This window comes from Butyricimonas faecalis, assembly GCF_003991565.1.
GTDB classification, from domain to species: Bacteria; Bacteroidota; Bacteroidia; order Bacteroidales; family Marinifilaceae; genus Butyricimonas; species Butyricimonas faecalis.
The window spans coordinates 2111335-2124951 of the sequence record NZ_CP032819.1; the positions used below are offsets into that span (position 1 = coordinate 2111335).

Sequence of the window (13617 nt, forward strand, 5' to 3'; positions counted from 1 at the left end):
TTTAAATTAATTTTCACAAAAGTATTTATTTTTTGTTACAAAAAACACTTCTAATCATTTTTTCTTATAGAATTTTTTCGGAGCAATCATTAATTCGGGGCGAAGCAGATTATCCAGCTCCTCCTTCGTCAACAATTTTTCTTCCAATACCAAGTCGTACACGCTTCTGTTCTCCGTCAAAGCTCTCTTGGCAATACGTGATGAATTTTCATATCCCAAAGTTGGATTCAAAGCAGTAACGATACCAATACTGTTCATCACCATATCCTTACAACGGTCAGCATTAGCTGTAATACCATCGATACACAAAATTCTCAAACGATCCATCACCTTGGTCAACATCTGCATAGAGTTGAACAAAGCGTAAACGATTACCGGCTCCATCACGTTCAATTCCAACTGACCAGCTTCAGCAGCCATCATTACGGTCGTATCATTACCAATCACGCGGAAACAAACCTGATTAACCACTTCCGGAATAACCGGATTCACTTTACCCGGCATGATAGAAGATCCCGGTTGCATAGGAGGCAGGTTGATCTCGTTCAAACCGCATCTCGGACCACTGGACAACAAACGCAAGTCATTGCATACCTTAGATAACTGAACGCAAAAACGTTTCAATTCTGAAGAGTAAGACACGCAAGCACCGGTATCCGGGGTTGCAGCAATCAAGTTCGGAGCCAGAACAAACTCTTCACCACTGATAATACGAAGTTCACGAGCGCAAATTTCCGCGTACTCCGGTTCTGAGTTAATACCCGTACCGATAGCCGTCGCTCCCATGTTCTCTACCAAGAACAATTTGGCAGCCTCGTTCAAACGCTCGATATTCTCTTCCAAAGTTACAGCATAAGCTTCAAACTCTTGTCCTAAAGTCATCGGCACTGCATCTTGAAGTTGGGTACGTCCCATTTTCAACACGTGTTCAAATTCTTTTGCTTTTCTTCTGAAAGAATCAACCAACAACTTAATTTCAGCAACTACTTCTTTATTGGTTAAAATGATTGCCAAATGGAATGAAGTAGGATAAGCATCATTTGTTGATTGAGAAAGATTTACATGATTATTCGGATGGCAATATTGGTATTCACCTTTCTGGTGTCCCAACAATTCCAAAGCACGATTGGCAACAACCTCGTTGATATTCATGTTCGTGGAAGTTCCGGCACCACCTTGAACCATATCTACCGGGAATTGATCTGCCAACTTACCATCGATAATCTCTTCGCAAGCTGCGGTAATCGCATTTGTAATATCAGCAGGAATCAAACCTAATTCAAAGTTTGCCTTCGCAGCAGCCCACTTTACCATAGCCAAAGCCTTCACGTAATTCGGGAACATACCGATTGTATACCCGCTGATACCAGCAAAATTTTCGATAGCTCTCAAAGTTTGAACGCCATAATACGCATCCATTGGCACTTCTTTATTGCCGAGTAAATCATGTTCTATTCTTGTCTTCATAACTTTATAGATTAATTATTTCCAAATACGTTTGAATCTCTTTCAAGTTTCATCCGATCGTTAATAACAATAACAACATGTCTCTTGTCCATAACAAACGACCTGAAGAAAATTAATCCGGCAAAGGTAAAAAAGTTAAAAGTAGAATACTAATTTTGAAGAAAAAAATAGAGCCTTATTTTATCCATGTTATATTTTTGTAAATCAATACAATACAAAACATTTCAACAAAATAAAGCTCGGGAAAAGGCTTTTTTCACAAACGTTTTCGTCTGAAAAAATATTTCTTAATTAAATTCTTCCACATCTGCATCCATGCCATCTAAAGGCTTCAAGTTAGATGGAAGCGGTTGCTCCGCATCATCCGAGAAATAAGGGAACACGTCCATGATATTTGTATCGGTCAGGGAACTGATCTCGAAAGGCACCACGTAAGTCGACAAACTCTTCTGCAAATTAACCAATGCCCTTTCAATATCCGCTCCTGCTACCAGATAATACTGATGGGATTTTTTCTCTTTACCACTAATCTGGTCCGCATCTATGATCGCCACTTTCGCCTTAAACCACTTATCATCATTCCCATCATTCGACTCCACCAACTCCGTGATATTCGATTTTTTCAACCCCACGATATAAAAATCACCTTGGATCATCTCCCGCAGATTTTCCGTAATCCGGCTCTCGGCCTCCGTGTAGGACATTGCATCTAACAAATACAACTCGGACATCTTTTTCTCTTTTCCATCCTCACCCACTTTCACGTATTTTACCTTCGCTTCAAACCAATTTGCTGTCATTTCTTCTCTATTTTTATGTGTTTAATTCTACAGCAAAAGTAAAATAATCTCCTCAAAAATTCCCTCATGGGAAAAATTAAATTGAACTTTTACTGAAGAGAAACTAAATACCGGAAATACATAAAGCCAAGAAAAGTCTATAAAATAAAAAACGAAGGTGTGCCAAAAACTCATTTTAACTCTCCCCCTGTTTATAGAGAGAATACTCCGAAGGAAGAGGGAGTTTGAATATGGAGTTTTGACACACCCCGTGCAATTATTATTTCACGATAATCGTAAAACAGTCATTCACATCTTTTGACCACCCTTCATTCCAAAAATTTAAAGATATACTATACCTGCCCCGAGGAATGTCATTTTCCACCGGAACAGAAAGAACGCCATTCCCTCGAACAGAAATACAAGCGGCTAATTTATCAGCATCTCCGCCTTCCGAAGTAATTGATTTCACTTGACACCAAATCGGATTACTTCCTTCAATACCTTCAATTGGAGTACTAGTCCAAGGCATACCATACGTCACCCGCAACCAGTCTGCTCCACCTCCGACTAACATTGTCGGGTAAATTTGAAAGAACATCGCGATCTCTTCCGGACTAAATCCCATATCCAAATACATCTGGTATTCAGGATTCGGCACCTCTTCCGGTGGAGTCGCATCCAATTCGTAATTTATCACTAAGGAATCCAGACTATACCCGGCATACTCCGTGCTCAAATATCCGACTTCAACATCCTGGCATCCGATATTAATAATCGAGAATGGAATAGCCAGCATAAAAAGTATTATTATCGTTCTCATCTTCCAGACTTTTATATTTTCCCAAAATTATAACTGTAATTTAATGCATGCACAACACCATTTTTGGGTTGTATATCCGGTGAAGCCACAGGAATATCCCCGTGCTCCATAGAATAAAGATTAAGTGTCACGGCCCCGACATCTGCCACTCCGGCCCACGAAGACCCTCGTAAATAAGCTCGAAGCTTGTTGCCCCCGATACAAGTCATATCCGTTCCCCCATCTTGCTTCTCTTCATTGATAAAATAATCTTTATTAATGTAGGCAATATCCGACTTCAAATATTTCTTGTTCACCACATGTTTCAACAAGAAGGTCCGGCATAATTCTTTAGGAATATCCGTAACTTGTGTATAAACTTCACCGGGGACAGCAGCTTTCTGAGACTCCAGCATAAACCGTAAAATAGAATACGCCGGCGGTGCCCAAAACGTGATTGCCGGACAAGTATCCACCTGCCCCTCGAACAAATCCGTCAGACCGGCATGTTCAATCATCTCCACCGTCAAATCCCAATTTTTATTATTTGAACGCAAATAATCCATAATTGTCCCATCAAAATAAGGATTAGAAACACCCGTGTCAATCACCTTTTGCTCCGTATCACAAGCCCAGACAAGAGTAATAATTCCCCATAATAGCCATATCTTTTTCATAAACCAAACTTATTTTTCATGATTCAACAAATTCATTTACAAACGTCGATGCCAATACGCATTTTGCCGAAGCAAGGGATTCCGGTTGAAAGCTCCGGAGCCGATCATCAAAAACAAAGCACCATCTTTCAAATCCTGATTAGTTACCGTCCGGAAATTCCCTCTCAACTCTGTCCGGACATAATCATTCCGGATAATATCATAATAGCGTTGCCCCTCCAGCAACAACTCCTTCTCCCGTTCTTTAAAAATGGCATATCTCAGGTCTCCCCCATACTCCGAGGCATCGTAAAGCTTAGCACCTGCACGCTTCCGGATTTTATTCAAGTCATCAATAGCCCCCTCCACATAACTACCTCCTAAACGGGCACGACATTCTGCGCGCAACAAATAAATATCCGCCAAGCGCCACCAAATCTTATTCTGATCCAAACCATAGAGCATGATATACCCGTCATCCGTCCTTTCCGTGTAAAATTTACGATATTTGTACATATAAGCGTATCCTCCGGTCACCGGCAATAACGTATCATGACTCATAGAATCCAATTTATAAAAATAAGATTCCCGACGCAAATCATTTTGAGGATACATCTCCTTCATGGAAGAAGCTTTTATACGGCAAGTATTGTATGCAACAAATGAAGGTTGGCTTGTTGGAAATACTGGCCATCCGGCATATTCCTCTACAATATGTTTAGGTCCTACAGGCGCTAATATATCCTCGTTCCAAAAATTACGCGTGATCGTTTCATAAATACTCTCCCTACTACCACCCAATAACACGCTCGTGCACACCTCTTCAGGATTGGCTGCCAAATCATACTGACCGGAAGTAATAACCTGAGTACATGCCTCCTCTGCCTTTTTCCACAATTCCATTTCATCATAAGCATCATGATGAGCAAAATATTTCCCTCCCGCTTTCCAAGCACAGAGATGTGCCAATAGAGCATTTGCACTTCCTTTACAAGGAATAGATTTATATGTTGCCACATTCCCGTTTGCCATTCTGATTTTATCAAACTCGGGTAATGCCTCGGCCGCCTTCGTTGCCATATCAATCGCGTAATCAGCCACCTCGTCCCAAGCCGTCTTTGCCGTCGGCAACAGCTCCACCTGATCGCGAATCAACATACAATCCCCCCATTGATGGATAATCTCCAAATACAATAAAGCCTTGTAAAACCATGCCTGTCCTTTGTACAAATCACGCCTTTCTGAAGACAAATCTGCCGCATCCGCGTAAGTTAACACGACGTTAGCACTAGCTATCGGCTCATAATACATCTGCCAACTCCAGGTATTCCAATAGGAAAGCTCAGAGGAAGGGTAACTTAATGTTTGCGCCCATTCCATCTCTGAATCATCGTAATACTCATCCACGTACACCCCTTTTTTTATTTGCAGATTGGGTTCATTCATATAAGTCACTGTTTTTAGTGCTTTATCAATCCCATTGATGAAAGATTCAAAATCTTTCGGGGTACTCAAACCATTTTCATAGGTAAGTGAATTTTCCGGTTTCACGGTCAACGCATCCTCACACCCACACAACAAGTATAAACCGAATAGCGCTATCACAAAATATCGTATTTTACACATAACTAGAATTTTACTGTTAGACCTAAAGTAAACTTCCGGGCTAATGGATAATTCGTTCCATAATCCACCCCGCTCACAATACTCACCGCTTCAGGATCTACCCCTGAATAATTGGAAAAAGTCAAAAGATTCTCACCACTCACAAACACCCGTAATTGCTCCATTCCCCATTTAGAAATCAACGATTTGGGTAGATTATAACCGACCGTCAATGTCTTCAATTTCAAATAATTCACCTTCTCCACTTGCCTGTCTAAAACCTCCCCTTCACTCCCGATACGTAATTTAGCATAATCCGAATCATCCCCTTCTTGTTGCCAGAAAGTCGTTTTATTTATATCCACGAACACGGGATGCTTGTAAAATTTCTCGGTCGGGTTAGTCGAAAAAACCAAGGATATAGAAGGTAACTGATTCACCATGTGCCGCCCGATGGAATAATGCATCGAAAAATTCAAATCAAAATTCTTCCACCGGAATTCATTTACAATTCCCCCACTTATAATAGGTAAGGCACTTCCCAAAAATACTTGATCATTAAAAATATAACTGTCACTATTTACATCCACGTAATGATAATCACCCGGACGATAAAAAGAAGTGTAAGAACCTGCCAGAGGATAGAGATAATAGCTTTCTCCTTGTGTTGTGAAATACAGAGGAAGATCCTCCTGTTTTTGCACATATCCATTCGTTTTGTATCCATAAATACGATTCAGAGGCTTACCCGTAATACCAAATGCCAAATCTTTGCCATTGTACGATTTTTCAATCCGGTTCCAATTTCTAGCCCCATTTACAGAAATTTTCCAATACAAATCGGGACGACGGAATATTTCATATTTAATCAACAACTCAAGCCCTTCATTCGACAAAGCGGCCGCGTTCGCCCATTGCATCCCAAAACCATTATAATCTCCGGGAAGAGGAACCCGATACAATAACTTATCCGTGTACCGGTAATAATAATCAAGAACAACACCCAATCGATACTCAAAAAGATCGACATCCAAACCGAAATCATACTGATCGGTTTCTTCCCAAGAAAGATCTTCATTATAAAGTCCCCCGCCATATACTGGCTTCAATGTAGGATTTCCTAAATGCGAATAATCTCCGGGACCCATCAAACCGTAGGCTAAATAAGGGGATTCAAACATCTTCCCGGAACGTCCCCAACTAGCCCGAAACTTTCCGAACGAGAGCCACCCCAAATTATCTTTAATAAAAGGCTCCTCTGAAAAACTCCATCCGGCAGCCACCGAGGGGAAAGTTCCCCATTTATTATTCCGCCCGAACACGGAACTCCCATCTCGACGAAAACTTAGAGACAACAAATACTTCAAGCGGTAATTATACTCCAAACGTCCAAAATAAGAATATAACTTTTGTTCCTCCATATTTGACTGATAATGTTGAAACGCCACCGGGACCGTTTCTCCTGACCATTCATTTACTTCCTGTCCCAAATCCGGTAATCCACTTGGTGCATAATAAATCTTATCACTCGGAGAATTTTCAGCCGTTCCCCCGTTATACTCCATTTGATCGTATTGATAAGAAAAACCCGCCAGAAAATCAAAAATATGATCTTCACCTATCGTTTTTCGATAGGATAACAAATTCTCGTTCAGCACCATCAAATTTATTCCCGTCTCACCCAGACTCATCGAATACCCCTTACCGCTCAGATAAGAGGGTTGGAAATAATTCCTACGATGGATGGAATAATCTGCTGCCAAAGAAGTTGAGACACTTAATCCGTCAATAATCTCGTACCCGATCTTAAAATTAGTACGCAAACGGACGGAACGATTCTTCTCCTTTGTCCCTTTCAATTTATCAATCGTGGCCTCCCAGGCTTCAGTCCCTTTCCCCGGTAACAACGTACTTTGCCAAAAAGGATCACCCGGCACACCCTCAACCATGGGTGCCGTACCAAAACCTTCAACCTTTTCTCCCCTGTCGCGATTCGTTAACGTCGCGTTAAAACGTAAATCCACGTTTACCCGGTTGACTGGCACAACGTTCAACGATGAATTCAAATCCATCCGATTATACCCGGTCCCGACAAACACCCCTGTTTCATTGTAATATCCCAAACCGATCCCGTAAGTCATTCTCTCCCCTCCACCATAAGTCTGGATATTGGCATTCGTCACCTTTCCCGTACGAAAATACGCCGGGAAAAAATTCGTCGCATTATTATAAAAAGCGTTCAAACTATCTTGATAAATCAAGGTAGCGGGGTAACCTGGCCGGGCAGAAAAGAAATAATCATACGACGCACTTTGATCATTCCAAAAGACTTCCTCATTGGACACGGGATATTTATATCGCTTGGTTGTCTTATCCAGATAAGCCTTTTGTGTTCCTTCAAGTGTCTTAAGACGTAAATCCCGCTCTCCTTTCCCGATAACCACCGTTGGAAATTCAGCAACAACACCCCAAGATTGAGAAGCATTTACAGAGAACGTCGCTTTTTGATTCTTCCTCCCTTTTTTAGTTGTCACGATAATCACCCCGTTAGCAGCACGAGAACCATAAATAGAAGCCGAAGAAGCATCTTTCAATATCTGGACCGACTCAATCATATCCGGATTGATATCTGCCAACAAATTAGTACCGGTAATCGGTGAAGAAAAAGAATTTAACGGAACCCCGTCAACCACCCACAAAGGATCAGAAAAACGCCTTCCCTGCTCTACATTCAAAGAATTATATCCCCGAATAGTGATTGCCGTTCCACCACCTCCCGGAGCCCCGGACATATTCGTGATATCCAAACCGGCCACCCGCCCCTGTAAAAGAGAGGCAATATCCGAGGACGGTATGCCTTGTAACTCCTCAGCTTTCACAACCGACACGGCCCCCGTCATCTCTCTTTTATTCGTCGTTCCATAGGCCACCACGACAGCCTCATCCAACGCCTGAATATCCTCCTCCATCACCACGCGAAGAGAATCCTTTGTTACTCCGGTAAAATTCACTTTCTGAGATTTATACCCGACAAAAGAAAATTCCAACGCCCCTTTCTCCATAGGCAAGATCAACGAAAACTGTCCTTTGGCATTCGTCGCCGTCCCGATGTTCGTACCAAAAATCTTCACGGTAACTCCCGGCATCGGGATTTTCCTCTGATCCGTGACAATACCGACAACCATTTTCTTGACTTGCTTTTGTTCCTCTACGCACCGCACGATAATCACCCCCTCCAAAACCTCGTACGAATACCCGTGGTCTTTTAGCACGTTATCCAACACCTCTATCAACGTGGCATTTTTTAGGTTCACCGTAATCTTCTCCGTTTCAGGCACGACCCCCTTCTGGAAAAAGAACTGATACCCCGTTTGCATCTTCAAATAATCAAGCACCGAAACAATTAATTCATTCTCGAACTTCACATCCAGCTTTTGATTCTGAGAATAAGTCGTGGCACCCAACGTGTGAATACAACACAACAAAATAAAAAGCTTCAACTTCATAATCAACAAAATTTTTTGCCACTTCCCTTCCGGAAAATGTTCACATCTGATCTTTTTTTTCATAACTTTGCTTATGATTTTGTTTAACATTACATCTGCTGTCAACAGATGTTTTCAAATCTTGGGGGAAGCTGTCAAATTCCCCCGATTTTTTTATATACTCACGGTAACCGTTTTTCCTTTCACATCGAACTTCACATAACTACTCTTTTCTATCACTTGCAACACCGATCTAAAATTACTATACTTGGGTAAATTTCCTCTAAACTCGATCGTTTTGGCGGCTTCATTCCGGAAAAACACCGTCACGTTATACCAGCGAGCCAATTTCAACATGATTTGTTCCAGATTCTGATTCTCGAACACGAAAAGTCCCTTTTTCCAAGCCGCCACCTGACTCACGTCCACCTTCCCGACTGTAAAACTTCCGTTATGCACGTGACAAACAGCCTGTTCTCCGGGTACAAGCACGCACTCGTGTCCTTGCCCGCCAGTCGATAACGCCACGCTCCCATGCACCAATGTCGTGTAAATATCCGGTTCGTCCGGATAAGCACACACGTTGAACGCCGTTCCCAACACCCGCAACGATTGCACCCCCGTTTCCACCAGAAACGGCCGATTCGTGTCTCTAGCCACTTCAAAATAAGCCTCTCCCTCCAGCATCACGCGACGCTCACTACCGGGGAAAACAACCGGATACTTCAACCGGGAATCCGCGTTCAGCCACACGCGCGTCCCATCTTCCAACACCAAGTCATACTCCCCTCCCCGGGGAACTTCCAACGTGTTATACATCACTTCCATCGGACGAACCTCCTCCTTTCTCGCGTTCTCGTAAGTCAGAACTCCCCCGTTTTTCCGGATCGTGGCGCCAGCCTCCCAGATACTTGCAGTTTCCAATGTCAACGTGTCCAAAACCACATTTTCCCCCGTCGCTAAAATAAGCCTGGCCTTCATCCCCCCGGGAACAATCTCTTGCACCTGCATGACCGGAACAACACGATCAACTCTCCCTCTCACGCCCCAAATCACCCCCACTACCACGATCACGACAACAATCGCGGCATATCGACTCCATAAAATGAATCGGCGGCGACAAGTGCCACGATTCACGGAGGCCATGATCCGACGATAACCTTTCGTTTTATCCACCGCCCGCATTTGCATCAAAATATCCAACGCCTCCTCCAAGCGGGCTTCATCATACTCCGTGGTATTCTTCTCGATCTGCTCTTTCGCATTCATCATTTTTTTCTCTTTTTATAACCAAGACAGGCCAAGAAAAAAATACACGTAGTCATTTTCTGAAAAAAATGCATTTTTATTTTATCAATATCTAAAATATTAATCCTAAATTTGTTTTGATGTAGGAAACCAGATGTATGATAAAGATAGAGAAAAAGACGTTCGAATCCTTATTTAACCTGTACTATTCGGGATTAATCGTGTATGCCAATCGTTTCACGAACCAGATCGAGATCTCGGAAGACATCGTGCACGATGTCTTTATCGCTCTCTGGGAGAAAAAAGATTCCCTCTTCATGGAATCCGCGAAAGCTTATCTTTTCTCATCCGTTCACAACCGTTGCCTGAATTACCTGGAACAATTAAACGTTCGCAACAAATATCAAGAACAAATTTTACAAAAAGGAGACATTACCGGATTACTCACCTGGGAATATTACGTGGAGTCAGAACTTCAAGAACATATTGAAAAAGCGATCAACCAACTTCCACCCCAATGCCGGAAAATTTTTATCATGAATCGTTTCAACGACAAAAGCATTGCCCAAATCGCCGAAGAATTGGAAATCTCGCCCCGCACGGTAGAAAAACACATCGAAGTTGCCTTGAAAAAACTCCGGCAAGAACTGTCCGACTACCTTCCTGCAGGCTTGTTATTCTGGTTGTTACATCTTTAAAAATAAAAAAAGAGGCCCGTTTCCAAGCCTCTTTCCTTCAGAATAAATATAAATATCCTAATATCTTCTGTTTGAATTATAACCTCCGCGACTTCCGCCACCTCTGTTATATCCTCCGCGACCTCCACCGTTTGATCTTTCTTCTCTCGGTTTAGCCACGTTCACGGTAATTACTTTACCATCATATTCGGCACCGTTCAATTCATCGATTGCTTTTTGTCCCATTGCCTCATCAGCAATTTCAACAAAACCGAATCCTCTTGATCTACCAGTTTCCCGATCCATAATAACTTTTGCAGAAGTAACTTCTCCATATTCTGCAAACAACGTGTTTAAATCTGCGTCATCAACGCCATAACTTAAATTTGAAATGTAAATGTTCATCAAGTACAATTTTTGATTAATTAATAAATAAGGATTGAGAATGGTCTCATTGGAAAAAAGTCTACTTAACGATACAAATACATTGATAGGAAAGTGATTTAAATACAAATAATTCAACTCAATCTGGAACAAAGGTAAGGTTATATTTCGGACTTGCAAGTATATTACGGAATTATTTTCAAAAATAAATTGGTATATTAACGTAAACTTGATATAAAAACCAAGCTATTCTTTTGTACATCAATAATATTGCTATTAAAAAAATATTATTCCATTTTGAATTATATCGAACTCTCATTATATAATAAAAAAATCGCAAGGATGTAAATTAAACTGTGTCAGCAAGGAATAAAGTATTAACTTTGCTAACACAGTTTATTTTACACTACCAAATCGCCGAAAGTTTACAATCTTACTTTCGGCAAATTCACATTACTTCTTGCCTCCCCAAATTTGTATATCTTTCTGAAAATTCTTAGCACGCTCGCCATTCGGCTTCAATTGCATAGCATATTCCGCCCAACGAATTAATTCAGAATACAGCTTTTTTTTATTTTTAGAAAATTGCATACATTGCCGTCCGATACTTTCCACATAATTGAAATACTGATCGCAATACATCTCTCGGATGCGCTCCTTCCAATCATCTACGATACCATATTTTTCAAAAACAGCTATTTCCTCGTTCCCTTTTTCCAACAATCTCTCGCGTGACAATGTTCCCATGATACGATCTAAAAATTGATTTGCCCTTTTCAAATAATCTTTACGATTATCCGTTGCTTGCAAAAATTCAAGTTCCATGACATCACGTTCATCCATTTGTTGAGCACCTGACAATTGTTCCCATAATTTTAACGCATAATCAAATAATTCACGACTTTTCATTTGTAATGCATACTCTTTTACTTGAAAAATAATTTGCTCGCTCATTTCTTTCAGCAAACCTTCAGCAACCATATTACTTATCCCCACGCAAAAATCAGTTTTACTAGTAATCGGTTCTGCCGGATATTTCTTAAAAAATTCAGGAACATTCTCTTCCGCTTTTCTATTTCGAGCATTTACATCAGCCATAAAGCTGTCAACGTCCATAGATATTGTCTTACCTTCTTTCAATATTTCACCCACACCACAAGAATTGATCACGCCTATTTTCTGAGACGTCCAATATCTTTTCATCAGATCTGCCAAATAAAATCCACGATCCAAAGAAACTTGCAAAAAATTCCTTAAAAAGTGAGGTTTCCGCCATTCAATACTATATTGCTCCAACAGATAGGAGTAATTATCCTTACATTTCATTTCTGTTAAAGCACATTGTCCCACATTTATAAAATCCTTCGCTTCCATATGCCCTAAAGCACGATAAATCAATTCACCATTCTCATCCAAAAACAAATATGTCGGGAAGGAATTAACATTATACTTTTTAATGAATATATTCTCTTTTTTTCAGCATCCACTTTCATGGAAATAAAATGGGTATTATAAAATTCCCCAACTTCTTGAAGAGGGAAGATGTCTTTGGCCATCATCTTACACGGTCCGCACCAAACAGTGTAAACATCCAAAAAAATCATCTTTCCCTCTTTCTTTGCTATTTCAAGTACTTTATCAAAATTTGTTTCCTTGAATTCTATTCCTTGGGTACTCCCACACAAGGAATACCCAAGGAAAAAACATACTAATAACAATTTCCTCATCTTTTACGACCTATAATTTACCATATTTTTCCAATGCTTTCTTCCCCTCAAAAATCAAATCTCCAGTATCCATAATTCCAAAAGTTTTATGGATCAATTCACCATCTTCATTCAAAAATAAATAATACATACCCTTCGATACTCCATATTTTTTCAATACGGCAACATTCTCTTCCTTGTCCACATCCACTCTTATCGATAAAAAATGAGCATTAAAAAATTCGCCTACTTTTTCATCCCTAATCACCCTCTTCTCCATTGTTCTACACATCCCATCATCAATTTTATAGACATCTATAAACACTGGCTTCTTCTCCTTGCGTGCAACTTTAAGTACTTCCTCCAAATTTTTATTTTGAAACTGAATTCCTAGAAGTTCTCTTTTCTGGCATTTGTCTAAAATAGCCTTTCCTAAAGCGATAAAATCTTTTACATCTTTGTAACCTTCCGCTCTATCAATCCATTCAACCCATTCGTTCAAAAACCAATAATGCACACCTTCCGGTGCCTGTTTATACGGCAGAACTTCTTGTTTATCCGCATCCACGTGAAAAGATATAAAATTAGCATTAAAAAAATCTCCGACCTTCTTATTATATATCACATTCTTCTCCATTAAATCTCCTTCTTTATCCCCAGCTTTACTGATATGGATAAAAATTGGCTTTCCTTCTCTCATGGACATTCTCAATATATCTTGAAAACTCCCATTTCGAAACACAATGCCCTGTGAAATTCCTTGTATTGCAATCCCTAAAAAACAAACAATTAATAATAAACCTCTCAT

General features: G+C 40.6%; 12 protein-coding genes. 1 reads left to right on the forward strand and 11 read right to left on the reverse strand.

What is annotated here, in order from left to right; translation table 11 throughout:
- Positions 1–54: 54 nt before the first annotated feature.
- The 7 genes from aspA to D8S85_RS09360 all read right to left on the reverse strand — a co-directional run bounded on the left by aspA (position 55) and on the right by D8S85_RS09360 (position 10066).
- The gene (aspA, locus tag D8S85_RS09330; RefSeq protein WP_106480477.1) at positions 55–1467 is read right to left on the reverse strand and encodes an aspartate ammonia-lyase; all 1413 of its coding nucleotides are present in this window, start codon (positions 1465–1467) and stop codon (positions 55–57) included.
- A 287-nt stretch (positions 1468–1754) separates the two neighbouring features.
- Complete coding sequence (locus D8S85_RS09335) at positions 1755–2267, reverse strand: DUF4494 domain-containing protein (protein WP_106480478.1); 513 nt, start codon at positions 2265–2267, stop codon at positions 1755–1757.
- A 259-nt stretch (positions 2268–2526) separates the two neighbouring features.
- Positions 2527–3069: a hypothetical protein gene (locus D8S85_RS09340; protein WP_127074994.1), complete on the reverse strand. Its 543-nt coding sequence runs from the start codon at positions 3067–3069 to the stop codon at positions 2527–2529.
- An 11-nt stretch (positions 3070–3080) separates the two neighbouring features.
- Positions 3081–3725 (reverse strand): fasciclin domain-containing protein, encoded by a 645-nt coding sequence (locus D8S85_RS09345; RefSeq protein WP_106480480.1) that lies wholly within the window; start codon positions 3723–3725, stop codon positions 3081–3083.
- 36 nt (positions 3726–3761) lie between these two features.
- Entirely contained in the window at positions 3762–5309 is a 1548-nt protein-coding gene (locus D8S85_RS09350; RefSeq protein ID WP_240648921.1) for a RagB/SusD family nutrient uptake outer membrane protein, read from the reverse strand.
- 23 nt (positions 5310–5332) lie between these two features.
- Positions 5333–8815 (reverse strand): SusC/RagA family TonB-linked outer membrane protein, encoded by a 3483-nt coding sequence (locus tag D8S85_RS09355; protein WP_106625056.1) that lies wholly within the window; start codon positions 8813–8815, stop codon positions 5333–5335.
- A 153-nt stretch (positions 8816–8968) separates the two neighbouring features.
- Positions 8969–10066 carry a FecR family protein gene (locus tag D8S85_RS09360; protein ID WP_106480482.1) on the reverse strand — a complete coding sequence of 366 codons (1098 nt, stop codon included), beginning with the start codon at positions 10064–10066 and terminating at the stop codon, positions 8969–8971.
- A gap of 134 nt (positions 10067–10200) precedes the next feature.
- Between D8S85_RS09360 and D8S85_RS09365 the strand changes: the two genes are divergently transcribed.
- Positions 10201–10740 carry an RNA polymerase sigma-70 factor gene (locus D8S85_RS09365; protein WP_106480483.1) on the forward strand — a complete coding sequence of 180 codons (540 nt, stop codon included), beginning with the start codon at positions 10201–10203 and terminating at the stop codon, positions 10738–10740.
- A gap of 57 nt (positions 10741–10797) precedes the next feature.
- On the opposite strand, the gene D8S85_RS09370 is transcribed toward D8S85_RS09365, so the two are convergent.
- The 4 genes from D8S85_RS09370 to D8S85_RS09385 form a co-directional block, all read right to left on the reverse strand.
- Positions 10798–11124 carry an RNA recognition motif domain-containing protein gene (locus D8S85_RS09370; protein ID WP_106625057.1) on the reverse strand — a complete coding sequence of 109 codons (327 nt, stop codon included), beginning with the start codon at positions 11122–11124 and terminating at the stop codon, positions 10798–10800.
- Positions 11125–11556: 432 nt separating this feature from the next.
- On the reverse strand, positions 11557–12255 hold the full coding sequence (locus D8S85_RS09375; protein WP_127074996.1) for a hypothetical protein: 699 nt from the start codon (positions 12253–12255) through the stop codon (positions 11557–11559).
- A gap of 242 nt (positions 12256–12497) precedes the next feature.
- On the reverse strand, positions 12498–12830 hold the full coding sequence (locus D8S85_RS22245; RefSeq protein WP_127074997.1) for a thioredoxin family protein: 333 nt from the start codon (positions 12828–12830) through the stop codon (positions 12498–12500).
- Positions 12831–12840: 10 nt separating this feature from the next.
- Positions 12841–13617, reverse strand: a complete 777-nt coding sequence (locus D8S85_RS09385) for a DUF255 domain-containing protein (protein ID WP_106480485.1) — start codon at positions 13615–13617, stop codon at positions 12841–12843.